This window comes from Desulforadius tongensis, from assembly GCF_016907915.1.
GTDB classification, from domain to species: Bacteria; Bacillota; Desulfotomaculia; order Desulfotomaculales; family Desulfohalotomaculaceae; genus Desulforadius; species Desulforadius tongensis.
The window spans coordinates 1-24,120 of sequence record NZ_JAFBCW010000032.1 but is presented as its reverse complement, the minus strand read 5'-3'; the positions used below and the strand labels follow the sequence as shown (position 1 = coordinate 24,120).

The 24,120-nt window shown below is 45.4% G+C and carries 26 protein-coding genes, 1 rRNA gene and 1 riboswitch; of the genes, 5 read left to right on the top strand and 22 right to left on the bottom strand.

From position 1 onward, the window contains the following. Positions 1–58: 58 nt before the first annotated feature. Both JOC37_RS11460 and JOC37_RS11455 read right to left on the bottom strand, forming a co-directional pair. Complete coding sequence (locus JOC37_RS11460; protein ID WP_204619079.1) at positions 59–1,186, bottom strand: BMP family ABC transporter substrate-binding protein; 1,128 nt, start codon at positions 1,184–1,186, stop codon at positions 59–61. Between the two features lie 172 nt (positions 1,187–1,358). Next, positions 1,359–1,460, bottom strand: a riboswitch (purine riboswitch). 80 nt (positions 1,461–1,540) lie between these two features. Then, complete coding sequence (locus JOC37_RS11455; RefSeq protein ID WP_204619077.1) at positions 1,541–2,920, bottom strand: S-layer homology domain-containing protein; 1,380 nt, start codon at positions 2,918–2,920, stop codon at positions 1,541–1,543. 166 nt (positions 2,921–3,086) lie between these two features. On the opposite strand from JOC37_RS11455, the gene JOC37_RS11450 reads away from it, so the two are divergent. Both JOC37_RS11450 and JOC37_RS11445 read left to right on the top strand, forming a co-directional pair. Next, positions 3,087–3,932, top strand: coding sequence for a DegV family protein (locus tag JOC37_RS11450; RefSeq protein ID WP_204619075.1), 846 nt, complete (start codon positions 3,087–3,089; stop codon positions 3,930–3,932). Positions 3,933–4,000: 68 nt separating this feature from the next. Continuing rightward, the gene (locus JOC37_RS11445; protein ID WP_204619073.1) at positions 4,001–4,198 is read left to right on the top strand and encodes a cold shock domain-containing protein; all 198 of its coding nucleotides are present in this window, start codon (positions 4,001–4,003) and stop codon (positions 4,196–4,198) included. 45 nt (positions 4,199–4,243) lie between these two features. On the opposite strand, the gene JOC37_RS11440 is transcribed toward JOC37_RS11445, so the two are convergent. The 5 genes from JOC37_RS11440 to JOC37_RS11420 are packed head-to-tail and all read right to left on the bottom strand — an operon-like array spanning position 4,244 to position 6,082. Next, positions 4,244–4,432 (bottom strand): YgaP-like transmembrane domain, encoded by a 189-nt coding sequence (locus JOC37_RS11440; protein WP_204619071.1) that lies wholly within the window; start codon positions 4,430–4,432, stop codon positions 4,244–4,246. Between the two features lie 38 nt (positions 4,433–4,470). Continuing rightward, positions 4,471–4,746: a hypothetical protein gene (locus tag JOC37_RS11435; RefSeq protein ID WP_238480899.1), complete on the bottom strand. Its 276-nt coding sequence runs from the start codon at positions 4,744–4,746 to the stop codon at positions 4,471–4,473. A gap of 29 nt (positions 4,747–4,775) precedes the next feature. After that, positions 4,776–5,162, bottom strand: a complete 387-nt coding sequence (lpdD, locus tag JOC37_RS11430) for a prenylated flavin chaperone LpdD (RefSeq protein WP_204619069.1) — start codon at positions 5,160–5,162, stop codon at positions 4,776–4,778. Then, positions 5,155–5,646, bottom strand: coding sequence for a nucleoside recognition domain-containing protein (locus tag JOC37_RS11425; RefSeq protein WP_204619067.1), 492 nt, complete (start codon positions 5,644–5,646; stop codon positions 5,155–5,157). Before JOC37_RS11425 ends, lpdD begins: the two co-directional genes overlap by 8 nt. Positions 5,647–5,662: 16 nt before the next feature. After that, a complete protein-coding gene (locus tag JOC37_RS11420) occupies positions 5,663–6,082 on the bottom strand; it encodes a nucleoside recognition domain-containing protein (RefSeq protein ID WP_204619065.1) in 420 nt (139 codons plus the stop codon). A 143-nt stretch (positions 6,083–6,225) separates the two neighbouring features. Here JOC37_RS11420 and JOC37_RS11415 point away from each other — a divergent pair, with 143 nt between their 5' ends. Then, positions 6,226–6,462, top strand: a complete 237-nt coding sequence (locus JOC37_RS11415; RefSeq protein ID WP_204619063.1) for a DUF1657 domain-containing protein — start codon at positions 6,226–6,228, stop codon at positions 6,460–6,462. A 45-nt stretch (positions 6,463–6,507) separates the two neighbouring features. On the opposite strand, the gene selB is transcribed toward JOC37_RS11415, so the two are convergent. From selB to JOC37_RS11345, 14 genes are all read right to left on the bottom strand, one after another. Then, positions 6,508–8,427: a selenocysteine-specific translation elongation factor gene (gene selB / locus JOC37_RS11410; RefSeq protein WP_204619061.1), complete on the bottom strand. Its 1,920-nt coding sequence runs from the start codon at positions 8,425–8,427 to the stop codon at positions 6,508–6,510. A 113-nt stretch (positions 8,428–8,540) separates the two neighbouring features. Further along, positions 8,541–9,947: an L-seryl-tRNA(Sec) selenium transferase gene (gene selA, locus JOC37_RS11405; RefSeq protein WP_204619060.1), complete on the bottom strand. Its 1,407-nt coding sequence runs from the start codon at positions 9,945–9,947 to the stop codon at positions 8,541–8,543. Between the two features lie 76 nt (positions 9,948–10,023). Then, positions 10,024–10,491, bottom strand: coding sequence for a YkvA family protein (locus JOC37_RS11400; RefSeq protein ID WP_204619059.1), 468 nt, complete (start codon positions 10,489–10,491; stop codon positions 10,024–10,026). Between the two features lie 193 nt (positions 10,492–10,684). Next, positions 10,685–11,758, bottom strand: coding sequence for a cyclic dehypoxanthinyl futalosine synthase (mqnC, locus tag JOC37_RS11395; RefSeq protein ID WP_204619058.1), 1,074 nt, complete (start codon positions 11,756–11,758; stop codon positions 10,685–10,687). Then, entirely contained in the window at positions 11,745–12,596 is an 852-nt protein-coding gene (locus tag JOC37_RS11390; RefSeq protein WP_204619057.1) for a menaquinone biosynthesis protein, read from the bottom strand. Before JOC37_RS11390 ends, mqnC begins: the two co-directional genes overlap by 14 nt. Beyond that, the gene (gene mqnE / locus JOC37_RS11385; RefSeq protein WP_204619056.1) at positions 12,597–13,700 is read right to left on the bottom strand and encodes an aminofutalosine synthase MqnE; all 1,104 of its coding nucleotides are present in this window, start codon (positions 13,698–13,700) and stop codon (positions 12,597–12,599) included. It lies immediately after the preceding gene. 30 nt (positions 13,701–13,730) lie between these two features. Further along, a complete protein-coding gene (locus JOC37_RS11380; RefSeq protein ID WP_204619097.1) occupies positions 13,731–14,585 on the bottom strand; it encodes a UbiA-like polyprenyltransferase in 855 nt (284 codons plus the stop codon). A gap of 4 nt (positions 14,586–14,589) precedes the next feature. After that, entirely contained in the window at positions 14,590–16,035 is a 1,446-nt protein-coding gene (locus JOC37_RS11375) for a menaquinone biosynthesis decarboxylase (protein WP_204619095.1), read from the bottom strand. A 26-nt stretch (positions 16,036–16,061) separates the two neighbouring features. Beyond that, the gene (locus JOC37_RS11370) at positions 16,062–16,841 is read right to left on the bottom strand and encodes a heptaprenyl diphosphate synthase component 1 (protein WP_204619055.1); all 780 of its coding nucleotides are present in this window, start codon (positions 16,839–16,841) and stop codon (positions 16,062–16,064) included. Positions 16,842–17,011: 170 nt separating this feature from the next. After that, a complete protein-coding gene (speD, locus tag JOC37_RS11365) occupies positions 17,012–17,395 on the bottom strand; it encodes an adenosylmethionine decarboxylase (RefSeq protein WP_204619054.1) in 384 nt (127 codons plus the stop codon). 193 nt (positions 17,396–17,588) lie between these two features. After that, a complete protein-coding gene (locus JOC37_RS11360) occupies positions 17,589–18,347 on the bottom strand; it encodes a fumarylacetoacetate hydrolase family protein (RefSeq protein WP_238480898.1) in 759 nt (252 codons plus the stop codon). A gap of 1 nt (position 18,348) precedes the next feature. Continuing rightward, positions 18,349–20,550, bottom strand: coding sequence for a hypothetical protein (locus tag JOC37_RS11355; protein ID WP_204619051.1), 2,202 nt, complete (start codon positions 20,548–20,550; stop codon positions 18,349–18,351). Positions 20,551–20,552: 2 nt separating this feature from the next. Next, positions 20,553–21,767: a glycosyltransferase family 4 protein gene (locus tag JOC37_RS11350; RefSeq protein WP_204619050.1), complete on the bottom strand. Its 1,215-nt coding sequence runs from the start codon at positions 21,765–21,767 to the stop codon at positions 20,553–20,555. A gap of 275 nt (positions 21,768–22,042) precedes the next feature. Continuing rightward, positions 22,043–22,231, bottom strand: a complete 189-nt coding sequence (locus JOC37_RS11345; protein WP_204619049.1) for a ferredoxin — start codon at positions 22,229–22,231, stop codon at positions 22,043–22,045. 144 nt (positions 22,232–22,375) lie between these two features. On the opposite strand from JOC37_RS11345, the gene JOC37_RS11340 reads away from it, so the two are divergent. Further along, a complete protein-coding gene (locus JOC37_RS11340; RefSeq protein WP_204619048.1) occupies positions 22,376–23,419 on the top strand; it encodes an SIR2 family protein in 1,044 nt (347 codons plus the stop codon). Between the two features lie 213 nt (positions 23,420–23,632). Further along, positions 23,633–23,893, top strand: coding sequence for a hypothetical protein (locus tag JOC37_RS11335; RefSeq protein ID WP_204619047.1), 261 nt, complete (start codon positions 23,633–23,635; stop codon positions 23,891–23,893). Between the two features lie 150 nt (positions 23,894–24,043). Here JOC37_RS11335 and rrf read toward each other — a convergent pair. Beyond that, positions 24,044–24,120: ribosomal RNA gene (gene rrf, locus JOC37_RS11330) — 5S ribosomal RNA — on the bottom strand; the annotation flags it as partial.

Genomic DNA, 24,120 nt, shown 5'->3' with positions numbered 1-24,120 from the left:
CCCGCCCCTTATAACATAAAATGGGCGCTGGCAAATATATTGCCAGCAGCCCGCTTCACTATTTTTTCTTAGGAATAGTACCGATAACACCTTCCACAAACCAGTTCATTTCCAGTATCTCACTGTCGGTAAGTTTTTCGCCTTCAGCCACCTTTGTTTTTCCGTCCTGATCTTTAATCGGTCCGGTAAACACATCCCATTTACCGGCAATTATTTCCTGCTTCTTAGCTTCCACCAGCTGCTTGGTCTCTTCAGCTACCATCGGGCCGTAGGGTGCCAGGCCTACTACACCTTCCTTCAGCCCACCCCAGTAAGACCCGGATTTCCAAGTACCTTCTTTTACAGCTTTAACAGTTTCCACATAGTACGGACCCCAATTCCAAACCGCCGATGTCAATACTGCCTTGGGTGCCATTTTGCTCATATCGCTGTTATATCCCACACCATAAACACCCTTTTCTTCAGCAGCCTGCTGCGGCCCCGGGGTATCCTGGTGCTGGGCAATAACATCGCAGCCGTCATCCAATAAAGCCTTGGCAGCGTCTTTTTCCTTCACCGGGTCATACCAGGTGTTGGTCCATACCACTTTAACCTTTGCTTCCGGATTCACCGAACGAACACCTAAAGTAAAGGCATTGATGCCGCGGATAACTTCCGGAATGGGGTGAGCAGCAACATAACCTATTAGATTACTTTTAGTCTGCTTACCGGCAACAATACCGGTGAGATAACGGGCCTGGTACATACGACCGAAATAGTTACCCACGTTTTCAGCCGTCTTATAACCGGAACAGTGCAGGAATACCACATCTTTATTTCTTTCCGCTACTTTAATGGTGCTGTCCATGTAACCGAAACTGGTGGTGAAAATAACATCGCAGCCCTCTTGAACAAACTGCTGAATATATGATTCAGAGGCAGCACCCTCCGGAACACTTTCCATAAATTTTGTTTCCACGTAAGGCAGGTGCTCTTCCAGATACTTTCTACCCTGGTCATGGGCATAAGTATAACCAGCATCCCCGGGCGGCCCCACATAAATAAAACCAACCTTCATCTTTTCACCCTGGGCTTCCGGTGCCGCAGAGTCACCGGCCGGCTGCTTTTCACCTCCACAACCCACCAACAGCAAAGCCAGGCTTAAAACCAGCAGCAAAGCTATCACAGACCTCTTTTTAATAACCAAAATTCTCCCCCCAAAACTTTATTAAATATTTTTATATATAAAAAAGCCCACGACAGCAGGTTCTCGACATTCGTGCGAAACCTACCGCCTGGGCTTTTATCCCTATCGGTGTAACCGGTTAATTAACCAGCTTGTACCGCTCGGACCGAACCACCAAAAACAGGTGTGGAACCCTAGGTACACTTTCCCACGTAGTCGGGCAATTTACGGTTGCCCGGTAGAAACTCTTGGGCCCTATTCCCAAGGATATACGTGATCATGTTATTTCTTTTTTGACACTACCATAATAGCAGGGGTTATCTGGTATGTCAATATTTTCTTAAATTTAAAATAACAATATTTTTACCTTTAAATTTATTGAGCGGGCTGCTTTTCAGTTTCTTCTTCATTTGGCCGCTGCTTTTCTAAAGGTAAATCTCCTGCTTCCAGTGCTTCTGCCGGCAGTTCAATATTTATATCACCGTTAAAGTGACTATAATTTAATGACAGATTACACCGCATTGAAGTAAAGGGCACCGGTTCACCCTGAAACTGCCGGTTAAAAAACACCGTTACCCGGGCATCCACCGATACCGGCAGAAAATCATCTTTTCTCACCGCAGTGGTGCCCATAAAAGAAACGGATTTAATTAACCCCTTGTTCTGTTCCCATACCCGGGTGGTTTTATTAAGGCTACCGGACATGTTATTGATTAAACTCATCAGTTTATTAAAATCATCTATCTTACCGTAAAACGCCAGTTCATAGCACTGGGCATTATTCACTTCAATTTCATCCAGCACCAGGTAATGCAGCATCTGCTGCACATCGTTAATAACAAAGGAATTCTGCCCTTTTATTAAAGTATTAAAATCAGGTATTACACCTTCGGGATATTTAATCCATTTGGATTCCCCGGTGAAAGGGTCCGCGGTTTTCACAAACATTCCCTCAGTGGTGTAATATTGTTCCATTGTCATTTCCGGCAGGTTAACCTTAGCGGTTTTAGGAAACTGTATAGTCATTAATTGATGTACGCCCCGGTCTTTATTTATATCCGCATTTATTTTCACTTTAAAATTCATACCACCGGTAAATTCCTCGGGCATTTCTCTAACTGCTCCCGGAACAAGTTCCATGGCCACATTCATCGTACCGTCAAGGTGCCAGGCATTAATTTGCTTCATTGCCCGTTCCATTTTTTGATTGATCTCCTGCCCTTGTTCTTTAGTGCCAAAAACACCCACCAGCAGTTTAGCAGCTTCCCGGGCGGTAATAACACCGGAGGGATCTTGAGCGGCAGAAAGAAAACCCTTTTTTACGCACCAGGTGTACGGCCCCGCTGCCCACTGGTAATTTTCCAACCCGGCTATTTTAACACCTTCAGCGGACAGAGGCGGTGACCCCAGCACCCGGTTCAGCATTACCACCGCTTCCACCCTGGTAATATTTTTTTCCGGTTTTACCGTCCCATCGGTATAACCGGCCATAATGCCGTTACCAATTAAGTTTTTAATTCCCTCTGCGTACCAAGCCCCTGCCGGCACATCAGGGGGAAGTTCGGCATTAAATGCAGTAATCCCCGCCGCTTCACTTAACATCACCGCATAACCGGCCCGGGTTAACTGACCGGTGGCTTTCCCGTTGGGAAGCAGCTCTAAGAGATCATCCTCAGCGAGCTCTTCTGCCCCAGCAGCAGAAGCCGTCATTAATAAAATAGTTAACAAGCAAAACAAAACCAAATTCTTCTTCAATTTTTTCTCCCCCCTGTTATAATTAGTGGGGTATATTCTAGACCGGTTATTAAATCTCCTGTTGAACCACAACAAATAAAACACTTTTCACAAAGGGTTTTGTCTATTAACGTCGAAGAAGGTATTTTCAATGCTTTATAACACAAGTATATAAGAGGTGTTTATATTGGCTTCAATAAAAATTGTTACCGACAGCACCGCCGATTTATCAAGTGATTTACTAGCGCAGTATGATATCAGTATGATCCCGCTGCAGGTTAACTTTAGTTCTGAGTCATTAAAAGACCGGTTAGAAATTACGCCCGCTGAGTTTTACCAGCGGCTGAAAACCGAAAAAAAAGTGCCTCGTACATCTCAACCGGCCCCCGGTGATATTTATAATGTTTATAAAAAACTGGCGGACGAAGGGCACAGTATTGTATCCATCCATATAGCCAGTAATTTCAGCGGCACATACCAGGCCGCACTGTTAGCCAAATCAATGCTGCCGGAAGCAGACATTCATGTGTTTGATTCCCGTACCGTCAGCGTGGGACTGGGCCTGGTGGTTTTGGCAGCGGCCAAGGCAGTAAAGGAAGGTAAAAGCCTGGAAGAAGTTATCTCCGTGGTGGAAAGAACGATACCAAATATTAAAATATACTTCTTTGTGGATACCCTGGAATACCTGGCAAAGGGCGGCCGCATTGGTGGTGCCGCGGCATTTCTGGGTTCGTTATTAAACATTAAGCCGCTGCTGGCTGCACTGGAAGGCGAAGTGCAGCCGGTAGAAAAGGTTAGGGGGCGCAAAAGGGCTGTTTCCCGCCTGATTAAAATAATAAAGTCTGAAACAGCCGGTAAAAAGTGTCATTGTATTTTAGCCCATGCCGGCAATAAACCGGGCTTGGATGACCTGGCGGAAAAGATACGCCCGGAAATTAATTTTGAGGAAATACTGCTGGAACAACTGGGTCCGGTGGTGGGATGTCACGTCGGTCCCGGAGCGGTGGGAATAGCATTTTACACCAGCAGTTAATTCCGGGCATAAATAATAAATATTTGGACATAATACCAATGAATACATTATTTTCTAGGAGGAAAAACATGCAAGGAACTGTAAAGTGGTTTAACGCAAGCAAGGGGTACGGTTTTATCGAAGGTGAAGATGGCGCGGATATATTTGTACATTATTCTGCCATCAACGATGATGGGTTTAAAACCTTAGACCAGGGGGAACGGGTTCAGTTTGACGTGGTGGAAGGAACAAAGGGCCCCCAAGCAGCCAATGTATCAAGAATGTAAGCACAAAACCCGGCTCAAAAGCCGGGTTTTAATATTATTTTAATACTATTGATCAATAAAATCTAACAGCGGGTTATATCCAGCTATACCAAGAACTGCTGCTTTTACTCCCATAAACGCCAGCGCTTTGCCGCACATGGAACCGCGCAGTTTACTTGACATTCCCAACCCTGCAAAGGCAAGGCCGCCGATGATACTGAGCATTCTTTCTCCATTACTCATGTTTTGCCGCATCAACTTCACCCCTAAATTAGTATGCACCGGTTTTGCCATTATTTATTAATGTAAAATTCATGCAGCTGCTGTTCGGTTAAGCGTTTATAAGGATAAAATAATTCCGTATCACAATTATCACACTTCATCAGGTGCACACAGTAATGGTGATTATAATTTTTATAGTTATCCTCATAAATTTCCTGGTCCAGGTAAGGGCTGTATGAATCATAAAAATCCTGCAGCAGCCCTAAATTACTCATTTCCCCGCCGCAGTTCGGGCAGGGTTGGGTAATTTCAACCAGATGATTGCACATTAAGCAGGTATAGTCCAAATTAACACACCACCCGGTGATATTATTTGTCAGCAGGGTAGAGTTAATTCAGCCATAAGTTTATCTACGGCCAGGTTAGTATTGTCAATTAACAACTTTATATCCCGGGGTGAGGCGTTATCTACATGCAGGCCGGCTACCACCACCACCGGTACACCATAATACTGGGCCAGTTTTTCTGCCACCGGTTTGGCCAGCTCATCATCTTTATGATTTAAACGCGGCAGTACATAAGAGTTACAGGAAAGGCTATCCCGGTGAGATAAACTGGGGCGTGGCAAACTCATCACCACTGCACCCACATGGGACTTTTCTCCACCCATTACCTGCACCACCAGGCCATCGGCAGTGACAGTGGCAATAACAGACACTAAGTGCTTCCCCTCACCGGCACTAAGCTGTATGGTTTTAAGCATGCCGGCTTTCCACCCCGCCGGCGCCGTGCATGCCTGCATTTTGCACTATCAGTTTCTTCCAGCGGCTGAATATCAGTGTTACTATTATGGCCAACAGCAGCCGGCTGACAATGAGAAACACACCATTGGCACCTAAAACCACAAAAAGAGCTGTATCTTCAAATAAAGAGTGGCAGATAATCAAAAAGATATTTATTAAGTACATTTCCCTGTAATCCAGTTCACCGCTCTTAGCTGCATCTATAATCACCCCGGCACCATAACTGATGCCAAAAATCAAGCCGGCCATTAAAGGCACCGCCCCGCTGTGGGATATTTTAAACAATCTCATTAACGGGTGGAGCATCATGCTTAATTTATCCATAACATTTAAATCTTTAGCTATCTCCAGCACCAGCATTAATGGAAAGATAATCGCTGCCATCAACAGCACCTGTTTCAAACTGCCGCTGGCCGCTTCTTTTAAAAAGGCTGCATAATCCAATGTTATTCCCCCTAACTTAAATTAACCAGTTTAAAACTACACCGCTTAAAATTGAAAGCAGCACCCTTATTGTTACCATAACGGTGCCGTTTACCCCGGTACGTTTAGACACCGCTGTTTCAACGGGCAGGCTGTGACACAGCAGCAGCATTATCGCTATAATGGTTACTTCTTTACCGGTTAGAGGTAATGTGGTCATTACTCCGATGGCGGCATATATGTTTAAGGTATAACCCATCACCAGGGCCAGTGATGCTTCCCCCGGCAGACCAAGATAGTGCATAAACGGTTGGCATACTCCCGCAAACCACTTCAACACCGGAGTGTAGCTTAAAAATGTAACTATTATGTAAACCGGTACAACCACTTTGGCCAGTTCCCAGGTGGTGGTTATTCCCTTGTTTATACCTCTTTTAAACGTTTCTGTGGTAACCATTTTAAAACCCCTTTTCATTACCATAATTTTTTATTTTTATTTATTTCTAAGCATGCCACAAAATTCAACCCATAAAAAATTACTTAGTGTTTAAAATATAAATGTGCTGCACGGCGATAAAATTTTAAAGGAGGGGTTCTTTAATGACCATCGGCGAAAAAATGCATCAAACTCTGGCCAGTTTAGAGGGTGTAAAAGCTAACATGAAGACTTTCGCTTTGGATACCCAGGACCAAAATGCGAAGCAAATGTTCAGCCAGTACTCCCAGCAGTTAGAAACCATGTGCCAGGGTTTGCAGAGCCGCTGCAACTATATCGAACAACAGGAACCCCAGTATAAAGTCTTTCAACAAGCCCAGCAGCAACAGCAGCAGCAGTAGCAGTTTCACTAAAGTAAGCCGGGAGGTTATCTCCCGGCTTACTGCTTAATTTCTGGCCCTTGCTCCCAACACCCGGTCATCCCCTGTCCTGCGGGTAATGCGCTCCCGATCAAAGTATTCCAATAACGGGAGGGCATATTTTCTTGATGTCTGCAGCAAATCCCTGGTTTCGGCTATGGAAATGCTGTTATTTTCTTTTAAATATTGAATAACTTTTTCCTGGGCTTGTTTTAAAGTATCCCTGTGAAAGTAAATGTCATCGGCAACTTTAATTATTTTACCTGTTCTGGTTAGGTAGGAAAGGTATTCTCCCCCATCTTCCTGTTTTATATTAGCCTGCTTTAATGCTTCTTTCCACCTGGGTGGTTGAAACTTATTTCCCTTGATAATCTCTTCAATATTCTTTACAATATTGGCATCTTTGCCGGTGGGTTCACCGTTAAAGCCCGGTAAAGCCACTGTTTGCGGGTGTAATTTTATTATCCCATCCGCTTCCATTGACTGCAGCAGGTTTTGAAAATCTTTGGTATTAATGTTAGAAAACTGGCGTGACCGTAATTCTTCTTTAGGATAACCCTCCCGTAAAGGATATTTTCGATGATATTCCGCCAGCAGCCGGGTAATTTGTTCACTCCACCGCCGGTAGCGGCTTAATAATATAACCAGTTGTTTATTTTCAGCCGGAATTATCTTTATTTTTTGTTCTTTAAATAATTTTTGCACCGCATTCTCCACTTCACCGGCAGGCAGGTTTGTTTCTCCGGCTATTTCCGCCGCCGGTACAGGTGCCCGCTGACTGGTGATATGCTGCAGCACCAGTTCCTCCGGGGTGCCTTTTTCTTTGGTGGCCAGAGCTTCTATAACCTCTGGTTTAAACCGTTTATGCCGTTTAGGTACAGCATCGATAATTCTCCCGCCGCCAATGGTGTGCATGGGAGAAAAACTTCTAATTACAAACCTGTCTCCCTTACTGGCCACTGTTTTCTCTTCCAATTGGAGCTGCACATAGGCTTCGTCACCGGGTTTAAGCTCATCACGATCCAGTAAAACCACCCTGGCCATAATTTCGTCAGTACCTATATGCAGCCGGACCCTGGTGCGATGGCGCAGTTCTTTAGCAGCGTTTTTCAGTAAATGCAGTTTGGCATCCAAACGAAATGAGGGAATCAGTGCATTGGGAACGGTAACCACATTCCCCCGTTCGATTTCTTCAACTTCCACTCCCGCCAGGTTAATGGCCACCCGCTGGCCGGCCCGGGCTCTATCCACTTTACTGCCGTGCACCTGCAGGCCGCGTACCCTGCTGTTTATTTTAGTGGGCATTATTTCTACCTCATCGCCCACGTATAACTGACCGGATACCATGGTGCCGGTAACAACGGTGCCGAAGCCGGTGACGGAAAAAACACGATCCACCGGCAGGCGCATTAGGCCTGATGAAGCTCTTTCCTTTGTTCCCTCCACCATATTGTCTATGGTCTGCAAAAGTTCCGGTATACCTTCTTTAGTTACCGAAGACACAGCTATCAGCGGTGCATCTTCCAGAGTAGTGCCGGCTAAAAATTCCCGCACCTCTTCCCGGACTAAATCCAGCCAGTCCGGTTCCACCAGGTCTGACTTGGTCAGCACCACTATGCCGTTCTTAACCTGCAGCAGCTGCAAAATATCAAAATGCTCACGGGTCTGCGGCATTACACCCTCGTCGGCGGCTATCACCAACAGCACCAGGTCAATGCCGCTTATCCCGGCCAGCATGTTTTTTATAAAGCGTTCATGCCCCGGCACGTCCACAATACCGGCGGTACGGCCGCTGGGCAGCGTTAATGAGGCGAAACCAAGTTCTATTGATATTCCCCGCTCTTTTTCTTCCCGCAGACGGTCGGTATCAGTACCGGTTAAAGTTTTAATGAGCATTGTTTTCCCGTGGTCAACGTGTCCAGCGGTACCGATAATTATATGTTTCAATACTTCTCACCACTTCCTCCCCTGAAAAATGTCATCTTACCGGGTTCGGCAGCTGCTCATTCAAAACCGTTCGCTCCTGCAAATGGCTGCCGGGAATTCTCATCTCCCGGGGACTATTGGGACTGCAGCGCCTGCAGCAGGGCCTGTACAAGGGGCTCTGTGTCATTCTTCTGCAGCGTGCGTACATCCAGCAGCAGCGATCCTTCCTGCACCCTTCCCACCACTGCCGGTTCTCCCAGGCGTAAACTGGTAACCAACCTTTCCACCGGTATATTTCTTGGTGTTACCCGTACCAGGCCGGTGGGCAAATCCGCCGTGGGCATCGCCCCACCGCCCACCCGGGACACCCCCTCTTCAAAGGCAACCTCCGCCATGTCACCTACTTTTCCGGCAATGATTTCTGCCAGCTGACGGGCTTTTTGATGTAAACTGGTCAACGGCTCAGTTAACATTCTTAAAGTGGGCACATTTTGCAGCACCCTATCCGGGTGGAGATATTCCCGCAGCGTAGCCTCCAATGCCGCCACTGTAAACTTATCAATTCTAACAGCCCGGGTGAGGGGGTTTTTCTTCATTTTATCTATAAAATGCTTTTTACCCACAATAATTCCCGCCTGCGGGCCGCCCAACAACTTGTCCCCGGAAAAGGTAACCACATCGGCCCCCGCTTTAACCGTTTCCTGCACAGTGGGCTCTTGGGGCAGTCCATAGGGAGATAAATCCACCAGGAAACCGCTGCCCAAATCACTCATCACCGGTAAGCTGTACCGGCCGCCCAGCTGTACCAATTCTTCCACGGTGGTTTCCCTGGTAAAGCCAACAATGCGGTAGTTGCTGGTATGCACATTTAATAATAAACCGGTCTCTTCAGTTATAGCCGCTTCATAATCCCTGGGGTAAGTTTTGTTTGTTGTTCCCACTTCCACCAGCCGGGCTCCACTCTGGGCCATAACTTCAGGAATGCGGAAAGAGCCGCCAATTTCCACCAGCTGCCCCCGGGAAACAATTACCTCCTTACCCCTGGCCAGTGTTCCCAGGGCCAGCAAAACCGCGGAGGCATTGTTATTAACCACCAGGGCATCCTCTGCACCGGTAAGTTTGGTCAGCAAACCCTCCAACGCGCTGTAGCGTGAACCGCGTTTGCCGGTGTTTAAATCTATTTCTAAATTACAATAACCCTCTGATACCCTGGCCACCGCCTGCCTGGCCCGGTCTGACAGCAAAGCCCGCCCCAAGTTGGTGTGCAGTATTACCCCGGTGGCATTAATCACCGCTCTCAGATTAGGCCCGGCAGATTGTTTAACGGTATGCAGTACATTATCCACTATCCCTTCCATATCCACTGCCGGTATTTTCCCGGAAAGAATACCGGCCCGCATTTCATCCAGCACCTTTCTAACGGCTTCCACAATTTCCGTTCTGGAATGATTTAACAGCAGATCATTTATTTTTGGTTGTCGCAGCATCTCATCCACCGCGGGCAGTTCCCGCAGCAGGGCAATTTGTTCACTACCGGCCATCATATTCCTCCACATCTAACAAAATGATTACCAAAGGTGATTATATGGTAAAACCTTTCTCTAAAGCAAGAAGTCCTTAATTTTTCCTCCTGCTCATAACAATGTTTGCTGCCCCTTTAGCCGCCGAAGCCGCTCCCCAGGCAGCCAATCTAAAAGTCAGCCTCCCCCCGACCTGCAGCATTTTACCGGCTGCATCCACAGCCCTGTTGGTAATTTTATAGGCCAGTTCTTTAGCCATCTGCAGATCGCCTGCTATCATCTCTAAAGTCAACTCAAATTTTTCTAAATAATCTTTTCTGTCCTGGGGAGAAATTTCCTTCAGTATCTTCAGCAGCACAGCAAGGGTGACAATAATATCGTCCAACTGCCCCAGCACCGGAATAAAGCCCGGCACCAGGTCGATGGGCGATACCATATAAGCCAAACCGGCACCCAGCAGCAGTTTCTGCTTTTTAGTCAGCAGCATGGTGTTAAACATATCATAAATTAATTTGGCATAAAGAGGTAATCTTTTTAACACCGGGCTCAGGTCGATATCGGCCATAGTCCACCTCCGCAGAACTTTTAATAGCATTATATGGTAGTATACCATTTAGCGAAAGGTTTTAACGGAAAAACAGCGGCTTTATTTTAAAGAGAATATTACTTAAACGGAATATACGGCTGCCAATTAATTGATCAACATGCCGGTTAATGCATACAAGAGCCAATTACGTTTGGTAATTGGCTCTCTGCAATTAAAAGTATTTTATTATTTCATAGTGCGGTGTACGCTGGGCCGGGGTATAGCCGGCATCTTTAATGCAGCGGATGATTTCCTCCAGCGGCACCCGGTTTGTTACCCCTGCCGCCCGCACCACATTCTCCTCCAGCATGGTGCTGCCGAAATCATTGGCGCCGAAGGACAGCGCCACCTGGCCCATCTTTGCACCCTGGGTAACCCAGGAAGCCTGAATATTGGGTACATTATCCAGCATCAACCGGGACACCGCCAGGGTTTTTAAATATTCTACCCCACCGGCGGTTTCCCCACCCAGTTGAGTGTTTTTAGGCTGGTAACTCCAGGGAATAAAGGCAGTAAAACCCCCGGTTTTGTCCTGCTGTTCCCTCACCCTGATCATGTGCAGTACCCGCTCCTCTATGGTTTCCACATGACCAAACATCATGGTGGCGGTGGATTTCATACCCAAACGGTGAGCACATTCCATCACATGCATCCACTGTTCCCACCCTATTTTATTGGGGCTTATCAGCCGCCTCACCCGGTTAACCAGTATTTCAGCCCCGCCGCCGGGCAGTGAATCTAACCCGGCCTCTTTTAACTGTTTTAAAACTTCCTCCACCGGCAGCCCGGAGGTTTCAGCCATATAAACCACTTCCGGCGGGGAGAAGGAGTGGATGTGAATATTATAGCGCTGTTTAATACTGCGCAGCATATTCAAGTAGTAATCCAACCCGAGCCGGGGATGCAGACCCCCCTGAATCATTATGGTAGTACCACCCACAGCCAGTGTTTCTTCTATTTTTTTATACAGTTCACCGGCGGGTAAAATATAGGCATCAGCATCAGATTCTTCCCGGTAAAAAGCACAGAATTTACACCTGCACCGGCATACATTGGTATAATTGATATTTCTATCAATTACAAAACTAACAACCTTTTCCGGGTGCCAACGATTTTTAATGATATTGGCCGCCTGGCCTAATAATGTGAGGTCAGAACAAGATAAGAGGGCTGCGCCCTCTTCCAAATTTAAACGTTCCCCATTAAGTGCTTTTTCGATTATAGCACTGACGTTAGCTGCCAACATCTTCACCCCATACGTTCAACTGCACTCTTTCTTCAATCAAACCGCTTTTATAGGCATAATCATAAAAGGTAACTAAAGCACGGCGGCTGTCCTCATCAAATTCGTAATTAATTAACTGAAAATATTCTTTCAACAAATCTTTAGGCAGACCGCTCTTGCGGCTGGCAATATCCACCAGGGTATCCACCTGCCCAATGCCCAGCTGTTTAGACCTGTGCAGTGTTTCCGTTATCACAGTTACATAATCATTATTTTGTTCAACATAATCTCTGCGAATAACCCAAATTGCAAATACCATTTTTTCACCGGTAAACTCTTTCCAGGCTTCACCCAAATCGGTGACTATTATCGGCAGCTGTTCATCCTTCACCCGCTGGTTGGCCAGCATGGCATCGTCACCAATTAACAGGGCAGCATCGGCATTGTTCAGCATGCTGTCCAGATCCGGATCCATGGTGGCATATTCCACATCCACATGGTAATAGTGTTCAAAAAGTATTTTTAACAAAGCCACGGAAGTTGCTGATGATGAAGTTAGAACCACACGCTTTCCTTCTAGTTCGGTAACCGGTACCTTACTAAATAAAAATATACTGGCTACCCTGCCGTCGGCACTGATGGAAAGATTAGGTAAAATATAACATTCATCTGCATGTCTGGCATATTCAATAGATGAAATTGGGGTAATGTCCAGCTCCCCTTTTAAAAACATTTTATTTAACTTGGCCGGGGGCCCTTTTACCAGTGCTGCATCCAGGGGCAGCTGACCCTCTTCCAGGGCATGATACACGGGCATGCAGTTAATATAATCCACCTGCCCTAACCGCAGTTTGGCCACTTAAAAACCCTCCCCCAAAACATTATACAAAGTATCTCTTTCCACGGGATAACGCCCGGCTGCTTTAATCATTTCCACCAGTCTCTTTTTGGGCATATACTGGTCGGTATCCGCACCGGCATCGTGGGCAATGTTTTCTTCCACCACCGTTCCATCCAAATCGTCAACTCCAAAGGACAGTGAAACCTGGGCCAGTTTAGGACCTATTAATATCCAAAAGGCCTTGATATGGTCAAAATTATCCAGCATCAGCCTGGAAATGGCATAAGTTTTTAAATCATCATACCCGGTGGTACGTGCCAACTTCATTGGTTCCAACTGAGTGTTTTGGGGATGAAAGGCCAGTGGAATAAAGGTCAGAAAACCACCCGTTTCATCCTGGGCTTCCCTCAAAGCCAGCATGTGATCAATTCTCTCCTCAATGGTTTCCACATGACCATAAAGCATGGTAGAATTGGTGCGCATGCCCAGGCGGTGAGCCGCTTTGTGTACCTCCAGCCAGCGCTCGCCGGATATTTTCTTACTGCAAATAATTTTACGCACCCGGGGAGCAAATATTTCCGCCCCCCCACCGGGCAGCGAGTCTAACCCGGCATCCATCAAGGCTTTTAATACATCTTCCAAGCTCATGTTGTGCAGCCTGGCCAGGTAGTCCACCTCTACGGCGGTGAATGATTGAATAATGACATTGGGCAGCGCCCGGCGTACCCGTCTTAACATTTCCAGGTAGTAATCCAGCGGCAGTTGGGGGTGCAAACCACCCACTATGTGAATTTCTGATATTTTTTCATTACGGCAGGAACGGGCTTTGGCTTCAATTTCATCTAAAGATAAAACATATGCTTCCGGGTCATCGGCATCCCGCCCAAAGGCACACAGCTGGCAGCGGTTTACACAAATATTAGTATGATTTATATGCCGGTTAACAATAAAATAGGCGTTATTTCCGTTTTTCTGTTCACGCACATAATTAGCCAACCTGCCAATGGTTAGTAAATCATTGGACCGGTATAATCTAATACCGTCTTCCCTGGTAAGACGCCGGCCGCTGTATACTTTTTCTGCTATATCTCTCAGTTCACTATTATTAAATATCTCCTGCATGGCTTCATCTCCTTAGCCAAATCATTTCTGTTACCAAACTATATCTAACAATGTAAAAACAAACATCACCATGCTCAAAACACCGTTCATGGTGAAAAACGCCACTCCACCCTTTGATAAATCACCCGGCTTCACCAACCTGTGCTCATAAAGCAAAATAACCACAGAAACAATAACCCCTATATAATAGAACCAACCCAGTTTTAATATCATCCCCACCGCCAAGAAAAGAAGCGGTGCAATGATATGAAACAGGGATGAAATCTTTAACGCCTTATCGATACCAAAGCGGGCGGGAATGGAATGAATGCCGTTTTGTCTATCAAAATCATAATCGTCGCAGGCATAAATAATATCAAAACCCGCCACCCAGAACATAACGCCAATCCCCAGCAGTACCGGGGCCGGTGCAAAGGCACCGGATATTGCTATCCACGCTCCCAGGGGGGCCAAGGCCAAAGCAGCACCTAAAAAAAGGTGGCAGGCCCAGGTGAAACGCTTGGTGTATGGATAAAACACCAGCATGAAAACAGCCAGCGGAAACAACTTAAACGCCAGCTCACTGAGCTGTGACGCTGCAGCCAGCAGTAATAACAGTGACAGGATCACATATACCCATACTTCCGTCACCGAAAGTAATCCTTTAGGCAGTGCCCTGTTGGCAGTACGGGGATTTTGAGCGTCAATGTGCCTGTCAATGATGCGGTTTAAAGACATGGCTGCCGTTCGAGCCCCCACCATGGCCAGGGTAATCCACAACAGTTCCATGCCGGAGGGGATTTTTTGCCCCACCAGCATTGCCCCGATGTAAGCAAAGGGCAGGGCAAAAACCGTATGCTCGAACTTAATCATTTCCATAAATATCTTTAATTTACTCACCGGCATAGTATTAGAGGCCATACTCTTTCCACTTCCTGTCCACCAGTGCCTTAATATCCGCTGACATTTCTATTACATCGGGCCACTCCCTGGTGTAACCTTCTTCCGGCCACTTTCTAGTGGCATCAATACCCATTTTGGCCCCATAACGATGGATGGGAGAAGCATGGTCGAGATCATCCAGCGGCCCGTCCACTATCACCGTATCACGCCGGGCGTCAATATTATTGAATACCCGCCACATTACCTCGGATACATTCTGCACGTCCACATCTTCATCCACTACAATAATTAACTTAGCCAGTGCCATTAAGCCAATACCCCACAGAGCACACATCACTTTTTTCGCCTGGCCGGGGTATTTTTTACGAATAGATACAATAACACAGTTATGAAATACCCCTTCCGGAGGCATGTTCATGTCAACGATTTCCGGCACCTGCATTTTCAAGAGGGGCAAAAAGATACGTTCCGTGGCTTTACCCAAAAAGGCATCCTCCTGCACCGGTCTGCCCACAATGGTTGCCGGGTAAATGGGGTCCCTTCGATGGGTAATGCATGTTACATGAAAAACCGGGTACTGGTCGGCGGGAGAATAATAACCGGTATGGTCACCAAAGGGCCCCTCCAGCCTTGTTTCTTCAGGGTCTACGTAGCCTTCCAATACAATTTCTGCGTTGGCAGGCACTTCAATATCCACCGTTTCACATTTAACCATCTCCACCGGTTTTTTACGTAAAAATCCGGCCAACAGCATTTCATCAATGCCGGGAGGCAGCGGCGCGGTGGCACTGTAAATAACTGCCGGATCTCCCCCCAGCGCCACAGCCACTTCCATGGGCTTGGAAGCTCCCCTGTTTTTTTCCATATGTTCTTTACCATTTTTGTGCACGTGCCAGTGCATGCCCGTGGTTTTGCTGTCATACACCTGCATGCGGTACATACCCACATTGCGCCTGCCCGTTTCCGGGTCTTTAGTAAAGACCATGGGCAGGGTAATAAAAGGGCCTCCATCGTGGGGCCAGCACTTCAAAATGGGAAACTTAGTTAAATCTATGTTATCTTTTATAATTACCTCTTTTACCGGACCGGTTTTAACGGTCTTCGGCAGGAAAGAAGATATTTGAGCAAGTTTAGGTAAGGTCTTTAATTTATCAAAAATACCGGTGGGTAATTCCGGGGGATGCAAAAAGCTCATTATTTCCTTTCCTATATCATCCAGGCTATCCACTTCCAGAGCCATTTCCATCCGTTCTAAAGTCCCCATTAAATTGGTAACCACCGGTATATCATAACCCTTTACATTTTCAAAAAACAGCACCGGACCACCGGCCTTAGTCACCCGGTCCGTTATCTCGGTAATTTCTAATTCAGCACTTACCTCTGCTTTTATCCTTTTTACCAGATTTTTCTTTTCTAAAAATTTTATAAAATCTCTTAAATCTTTATAAGCCATAAAGCGGTCACCTCTTTTTGCTGTCATTAACCGACCATTCTTTGCAGGACAAATTCTTCATTTTGAAACATGTCTACTAAATTAAACAACTGCTCTTTTGTTGGATTATCACTTAAGTTATCCAAGTACTCTATGGCAGCGGCAAAATACTTTTTAACATGCTCATAGGGCGTTCCATATTCTAATAAACCGTAACCAAAGCCAAAGTTCAAACCAAAATTATACAGGTACTCTTTTTCTTTTTCACCGGCGCCGGATATTTGGGCGGCCAGGTAACAGCAGTTGGCAAACAACTCTGCCGTTTCTTTACGTACAATGGTGTACAGCAAATCAGGGGCAGTTGCCATACTGGCCTGGGGATTTTCATTTCTCAACGTTCCACCCTCGTTAATACTGCAAATTGTCTCTGCCAGAACACCTAAATACTGAATAAGTTCAGCATCACTTAACAAGGTAAAAAATTTGCCAAATAGATAATCCCCCACCAGCACAGGAAGCTGACAGCCATCCCTGGGATCTGTAACTTTATTTTCCACCTCATCTGTTTCATTTATATTGGCATGCACCCGGGAAGCCATATAAATAAGCTGCATTACACTGGCCAAAACAATAACCTGTTCTTTATGGTAATCAAATAATCTGGCTGAAAAAATAACTATAGCCGGGCGCATTGTTTTATCGATATGGGAGAACTCCAAATGCGCAAACATACCTGCATGCCCGGCTTTTTTTATCATTAATTCGTCTTTTATTTTGGCTTCAACTATTTTTAATTCTTCATTTATGGCCTCAAAAATATCGGACAACTTATTGTTCCCCCTTTTTTTTAACTTATTAACTATTCGTTATCTTTATTAAATTTCCTGCCATTTTTAAAATTGAAATTCCCCCCCTAAAAGCAAAAACCTTGCAATCCACTCAGGATTTGCAAGGTTTTGCTAACCTTTTGTATACAGGCTACTAATAGTATCCCCTCCTATAAATTTACAGCGGCGGGTTGTTTAGTTATGTCTGGCAGGAGACCCCTTTCTGTTTCTTTAGCGGACATGTCTGCAGCACCAAATTCCCTTACTAAATAATTACACGAATCCCATGGATTTACCTTATCGCCGCAGGTAAACACATCCACTGCAGCATAGCCAAGTTCAGGCCAAGTATGAATAGCTAAGTGACTTTCAGAAATTACTACTACACCACTCACTCCCTGCGGGCTGAACTTATGAAACACACACTCCCGCACTTCTGCCCCTGCTTCCAAGGCAGCATTAACCATAATTTCTTCCACTTTCTTGACATCATTTAAAATGTCAAACTTACACCCGTAAATTTCAGCTAACACATGACGGCCCAAATTCTTCATCTTGGCTATAGTCCCCCTTTTCCGTTATTTTTGTCAACTACCAATCCCCCTGAAAATTTGTTTTTCGTTGGGCACTTCAAATTCCACAAGAACAATTTTAACACATGATTTGTTAATGTCAATAAAAAATTCAGTATTAAGGTCCTATCTTTAGATAAGCCAAGCTACGTTTATATTGCACCGTTTTGCTCCGTTATTCAATCACTGGGTTCATCAAACGTCCAACATTTTCAATGTCAATTTCAACCTTATCCCCATCTACCATTTTTCCTACTCCCCCGGATGTTCCGGTTAATATTACATCCCCCGGCATTAACGTCATTACCCCGGAAATAAAGCTGACCAAAGTGGGCACATCAAAAATGAAGTTCGCAGTTGATGAATACTGTTTGAGAACACCGTTAAGGTAGGTGCTCACTGTTAAACCACCGGGATCAATATCAGTGACAATATACGGCCCCAAGGGGCAAAAGGTATCAAAGGATTTGGCCCTGGTCCACTGGCCATCCTTTTTTTGCAAATCCCTGGCAGTAACATCGTTGGCCGGGGTGTAACCCAATATATACAAGGGCGCTTCTTCGGGACTAATGTTTCTGGCCCGATGTCTAATTACCACTGCCAGCTCACCTTCAAAATCAACCTGCCGGCTTTGGGGCGGCAGTACAATTGCTTCCCCCGGTCCTATCACCGTCGTTGACGGTTTCATGAACAGCACCGGCTCATCCGGTACAGGCAGACCAAATTCTTCTGCATGATCCCGGTAATTTAAGCCCACACAAATAATTTTACCGGGGGTGCATGGTGCTAACACTTTAACTTCATCCAAGGGGTAACCATAATTTGCAGTTCTTATTTCCTTATATATTTCACCGGTAAGCGGATATACTATACCATCATCCCCCAGTTGGCCGGTAAAAACCTGTCCTTTGTAGGAAAAACGGCCTATACGCAATTTACAACCTCCTTTCACTTTGTTCATTAAGTACCATATAAATTAACGGGGGAGCACCAAATATCATAGTGGTGGCAGCGGCCACCACTCCGGAGTCGTTAAAGGAAAAGGCAACCAGTGCTCCCGTTACCACCCCAATAAAGCCTTTAAATATATAGGGAAACTTATTTTGAATTGATTTCATCACTCCCCGGGGCTTATAAAACAGTATTGCCAGCGTAACAATACTGGCCAGCAGCACTTTGCTCCAGACGGTGTACCGCAGCAGTTTTAAATTCATGCTCAGTTTCCGGTTAATGATATGCAGTATTTCAATAAAACCGCCGTCAATTATTAACCTGGCTGTTTGACCGATATGTGATTGCTGCTGAATGGGACGGCTTAAATCAAAAATAATAAAACCTGTTAATAACAAAATTACAGCAGCAGCTACTAAAGCCACCACCCGCCAGCGGAATCTGACGCCGGTAAACAACAAAAATGTAACTAAAAAAGCCGATGATGCCGCTATGGTTCCACCTACATTTGTTCCTAAGTGCGGTGCGGCCATGCAGTACAATGTAGCGGCAAAAATAAGCCCGGATAACGGAATAAATATCTTCCGTGCTGGAGAAAAATTATTCACCAGCAGCGAAGCAGACATAATGGTGGCCCCAATGAGCACTCCCATGTACTCATTACCTATCCCGTAAAATCGCGCCCCAACCATGGGGTCGTAACTTAAAATTGCCTGCTTTTGCAGCGGCTGCCCCAGCACAATATCAACCAGCAGCACAGCCACGGTGGCCATTGCCAGGATACCAAAGCTGTGCATAAAACTGCCCCGGCCCAGCAGTATTACAATGGTAGTGATAACTGCCGTTGTTAATATTAACTCCACTCCCACAACCGGCACCGATGGGTTTGGCAGCAGCGGCAGTAAAAGATATGCCAGCGGCACAGATACCACTGCCAGCATGGCCGGTTTTAATAACTTGGTTCCCCTTTTGCTTTTAAATATCAACCACAAAGATACGGCCAAAATGATTATTTGAAAAAGAACATACCCCTGCTGTAACGGCGGGCGCGCAGAGTAAGTTACTGCTAATTTTTCCTGCTTTTCCTGCAGGTGGTAAGCCACATCATAAGTAACAGGAACATCATACATGGGGCGGCCGGAAATAACAGGGGAAGATTCTATATTTAGATGGGAAAGTATTGTGGGAGCAATGTCAGTATTCATAACAATACCCGGATGCTTGGTTGTGCCGGATATAAGCATCCCTCTTTCACTGTTACTGTCATGTTTAAACCCAGCGCCCCACAGAATAACCGGGGTGAGCATTTTCTTCGCTTCCAGCATCTCCATTTTGGGAGTGGGCGAAACAATTATCAGCAGGTCTTTCTCGCCCAGATTTTGGGCCAGGTTGGTTACAAAATCATCTGCCCTTTTTAACGCCAATTGATAATTTTTGTCATACACATCATTAAATAAGATGCTGCGCTGTTTATGCAGCCTGCCGGTATCACCCAAATCTACCACTACCAGTTTATATTCCGGCAGACATTGTAATACCTCTTTCAACAGCATTGAATAATTAGAACGCCTGCCGCCGGGAAAAGTTGGATCATCAATAAGCACTTCCTGGCCAATTTTGCCATAATCCACCGTACCCTCTTGGTCCATGGCAATACATACAGCCAACCTGCCGGGTTTATCTTTTAAATCAGTGTTACCAAACACTGCCGTTTTAAAGCCTTCCCGGTGCAAAGCCGAACCTAAAGCCCCAATTTGCACGCTGCGGGATACGGTACTGTTTATTTGAACTAATTTGGCAATGTCCAGCTGGACAATACCGTTTTCGGGTGGGTTTTTACCTGTGCGCCAGCGATAAATATCGCCAGCCCAGCCTTCCTCCAGCTTAGTATTAACATTAAAAGCCATATTGGCCGCAGCAGAACCCCGGGCATGGGTTCCGGCTCCAATGGTAATATGAGTACTGTGAGAAACAATTTTGCCGCCGGTGTTATTATTTAATAACCCCACAGCACCTTCTTCCATCAATTTTTTAAAACCGGTGAGTTCATCATTATTCAAGTCATCAATGCTGACATAATCCATTACTACCACAACCACTGACCCGGTTTGTTCCGCCCGGGCATAAGAGTGAATGGAAAAAAAGATCATTACAGTTGATAATAAAGCCAATAACCAACGCTGCAAATTTATTCCCTCCGCTTTCTTTTTAACCCCTTGCCGGACCCCACCAAGCCTTCCCGGGGCTGGTTATAATGTCCGGATATGATTTCTTTTTCCTGCAACAGCTGCCGGTATAAATTCATTGTTCTGCCCACCATTTTTTCTACAGTAAATTTTTCTTTTACCAGTTTTCTTCCCGCCGCACCCATTTCTTCAGCCCACTGCCGGTCTTCCAGTAAACCGGCTATGGCTTTTGCCAGCTCCGCAGGGTTTTTGGGTTCAACCAGTAAACCAGTTTGCCGGTTTTCTATTACCTCCGGAATCCCACCTACCCTGCTGGCTACCACAGGCCTGCCGGCAGCCATGGCTTCCAGTATTGTCAGGGGCAGCCCTTCGGTCACTGATGGAAGCACAAATATATCAATCCCAGGTAATACCCTTTCAATATCATTTCGATATCCAACAAAGAACACCCTGTTTTTCAACCCTAAATTTTTTGCCTCGGCCATTAATTCACGCCGCAGGGGACCTTCACCAATCACCACAAAGTTAGCTTGGTATTCTTTAAGTAATGAAGCAGCTTTTAGAAAATACTCCACTCCCTTTTGGGGAGCCAAACGGGCAGCAACCCCCACCAGCCGGCCCAGGGGTGGTAGACCTAAAGTTTTAAACAGTTTAAATTTGTTAACCCGGCACTTTATTTTACTTACATCAATACCATTGTAAATAGTAACAATTTTTTCTTCAGGTATTTTTTCCAGCCGGATAATTTGATCGCGCAATTGGTTGGAAACAGTGATAATTTTATCCGTTCTTTTAGCCAGTATATTCTCTGCTGCCGCCATTAATTTCTTTTTCCACTGCGGCCATTCTTCATAAAATATGGAGTTGTGCACGGTAAACAGCACCACCGGCGTGTTAGCAATTAAGGCTGCCATTCTTCCCACCAGCGCAGCTTTTGAACCATGGGAATGAAGGATGGTTACTTTTTGTTCTTTCAGGTACCGGGCAAGCTGCCAAACTGCCTGCCAATCCCACAGCGGTGATATATCTCCCTTAAGGGGAATGGATAAAATGTTCACCCCGGTTTCCCTTAATTCCTGTTTAAAAACACAGTCATGGGGAACAGCTGCTTCCACCTGGTACAAACTGCGATCGGAAAGCCGCACCAGGTCCAGTAAATGTTTTTTCATTCCACCAGCAGCCGGACGGATTAGGTGAAGTACTTTAATTTTAGCCAAGGTAATCCCCCCAGCAAATATAAGGCAAGTAGATATTATGGTTTCCAGTTTCAGCCAGTGGTATGCGCGCCGCCATAAATTCGCCACCGGCAGTACAATTACCTTCCGGGCTCAATAAGTTTACCCCCCCGGCTGTTTTCAAAATAAATGCTCAGCCGTTTTTCACGTAACTGATAAATGGCAAAGAAGAAGGCGCAAATTATTAATTATTGCGCCCTTCCAATAATTCTACTTCCAACGCTCCCGGCGTTTGGTATTTAATGTTAAAATGCCTATTACTCAACTTTAATTGCTTCGGTGGGGCAGCTGTCAGCAGCTTCTCTGGCTTGGTCTTCTACCCCTTCCGGCACCTCATCCACAGTGGCATAGGCTTTATCATCGTCGTTCCAGTCAAAAACTTCCGGGCAGGTGTCAATACAGGCCCCACAGCTAATACAGAGATCTTGATCCACTTTTGCTTTCATCGCTCATTCCCCCTTATGTTTGTATACCGAAAAGCAGTTATAGTTTGCCTGTTTTTCTATATTTTATCCATAATTTTAAATGTGAATAATAAATTAACATCACTAGCAAAATAAAAAAGCATATCAAAAGTGGGGTTATGTACGATGAGCACAGTATATGTATTAGGAGCCGGGGCCAGTGCAGGTTACCATAATTCATATATTGGTGAAACCAGCCCAGTTTCTAAAAACTTCTTTCCCAAGGCGGTTAAAGTAATGTCTTGGCACAATATTAACGGGCGAAATTTTAACGACGAAAATGTAACATACAATCATCTTTTCAACTTTATTTACCGGTTCTGGGGGATTAAGCAGGACTGCATTGGCAGCAGTAATGTGGAAATTGACATGGAAGAAGTGCTGACACTGCTGCACATAGAAATGGAGGAAAATCCCCACTGCCAGGCATTAAAAAAGGCCTGCCGGGAATATATGCTTCTGATGGCCCTCACCTTTGACAAAATTCTATACGGTTCTCCCTGCCCCCATCACCAGAAGATTGCCAACAGCCTTCAGCCGGGTGATGTGGTTATATCTTTTAATTACGAGTTATTGATGGATAACGCTTTAATGGCAACCAAAAGTTGGTATCCCGGTGATGGATACGGTGTAAAATGCAATCTGTTGTCATCAGAAGTTTTTACAGCTGATAATTCTTCCGCTGTGCATTTATTAAAACTGCACGGTTCTTTAAACTGGCTTTACTGTACCCGGTGCCGCCAGCTGTTTACCGCCGTCGAAACCGCAGGGGAAAACATAAGGTTTATATGCAACCATTCCAGCAGGGTATTGTGTACCCATATGGGATGCCGGCACCCCCTGATTCCAATAATCATACCGCCCACTATGATGAAAAACTATGACTCCATGCCCTTTACCCAAAAATTATGGCGTTTAGCCAGAACTGCCCTGGCCAACGCCCACCATATAATAATCATCGGTTATTCCCTGCCCCCCACAGATTTTCGTACCAAGTGGCTGTTTCGCAAAGCAATGCACGAAAGTACCGTTCCAAAAAAAGTAACTCTGGTTAATCATGCCACCGGTGAAAAATTACAAAAACTAATACAGCAGTACAGCAGTCTTATGCGTACCGATGATGTAAACAGTTACCCAACCATTGCCCACTACGCTTCTACTCTCTCTTGAAAAATTTATATATTAGATTAACCTCACCAGCCAGTAAATGCAGCATATGATAATTATATCAAGGGACTTTCCATCCGCGGCACCAACAGAAAATGAAAAAGCAGGTGGCCTTTTATACAAGTGAGCATCTGCAGGTTAGCCACAGCTGGCAGAGGTTATAAAAGCCACCGCTCAGCAGGATAACCTTTTCAGGTTAGAAAGGAAGAGCCGGCAATGAGTATCATAAATAAAGAAGTAGAAAGCCTGCTGGCAACAGACATATTTAGAAGCCTTTTAAATTCGAATATAGTTACTGTGGCACAAATTAATGCCGTTACCACTTTACTCTTTAAAGCCGGCATCGATTTTCAATTATCATTCAACCGCGGCACAAATTCGTCAGCCAAACAAGCACAGCTCAAAGTGTACATTAACCCGACAACATCAATAAATTTTGTTTTTGCTTTTGAAGCCGGCGGGGGTAATTTTGCATAATGGCATTTATTTTATAGAAACAAAAAACCTCAAACTAACAAGTTCGAGGTTAGCATGGAAAATCTTTAATTTGTTTTAACAGCGCTTATCTTAAGATAATTAATAAATAAACCCACGGCTTTTACCTGCCCTGGGCTTTATAAAAATTAATTCTGGCAGCGACCTACTCTCCCAGGGGTCAACCCCCAAGTACCATCGGCCCTGCAGAGCTTAACTTCCGTGTTCGG

Bases quoted from the DNA above. Each gene is read 5' to 3' on its own strand.
- JOC37_RS11445 (WP_204619073.1), top strand. From the start codon at position 4,001: ATGCAAGGAACTGTAAAGTGGTTTAACGCAAGCAAGGGGTACGGTTTT.
- JOC37_RS11440 (WP_204619071.1), bottom strand. From the start codon at position 4,432: ATGCGGCAAAACATGAGTAATGGAGAAAGAATGCTCAGTATCATCGGC.
- lpdD (WP_204619069.1), bottom strand. From the start codon at position 5,162: ATGCTTAAAACCATACAGCTTAGTGCCGGTGAGGGGAAGCACTTAGTG.
- JOC37_RS11420 (WP_204619065.1), bottom strand. From the start codon at position 6,082: ATGGTTACCACAGAAACGTTTAAAAGAGGTATAAACAAGGGAATAACC.
- JOC37_RS11415 (WP_204619063.1), top strand. From the start codon at position 6,226: ATGACCATCGGCGAAAAAATGCATCAAACTCTGGCCAGTTTAGAGGGT.
- selA (WP_204619060.1), bottom strand. From the start codon at position 9,947: ATGGCCGGTAGTGAACAAATTGCCCTGCTGCGGGAACTGCCCGCGGTG.
- JOC37_RS11400 (WP_204619059.1), bottom strand. From the start codon at position 10,491: ATGGCCGATATCGACCTGAGCCCGGTGTTAAAAAGATTACCTCTTTAT.
- mqnC (WP_204619058.1), bottom strand. From the start codon at position 11,758: ATGTTGGCAGCTAACGTCAGTGCTATAATCGAAAAAGCACTTAATGGG.
- mqnE (WP_204619056.1), bottom strand. From the start codon at position 13,700: ATGCAGGAGATATTTAATAATAGTGAACTGAGAGATATAGCAGAAAAA.
- JOC37_RS11380 (WP_204619097.1), bottom strand. From the start codon at position 14,585: ATGCCGGTGAGTAAATTAAAGATATTTATGGAAATGATTAAGTTCGAG.
- JOC37_RS11375 (WP_204619095.1), bottom strand. From the start codon at position 16,035: ATGGCTTATAAAGATTTAAGAGATTTTATAAAATTTTTAGAAAAGAAA.
- speD (WP_204619054.1), bottom strand. From the start codon at position 17,395: ATGAAGAATTTGGGCCGTCATGTGTTAGCTGAAATTTACGGGTGTAAG.
- JOC37_RS11345 (WP_204619049.1), bottom strand. From the start codon at position 22,231: ATGAAAGCAAAAGTGGATCAAGATCTCTGTATTAGCTGTGGGGCCTGT.
- JOC37_RS11340 (WP_204619048.1), top strand. From the start codon at position 22,376: ATGAGCACAGTATATGTATTAGGAGCCGGGGCCAGTGCAGGTTACCAT.
- JOC37_RS11335 (WP_204619047.1), top strand. From the start codon at position 23,633: ATGAGTATCATAAATAAAGAAGTAGAAAGCCTGCTGGCAACAGACATA.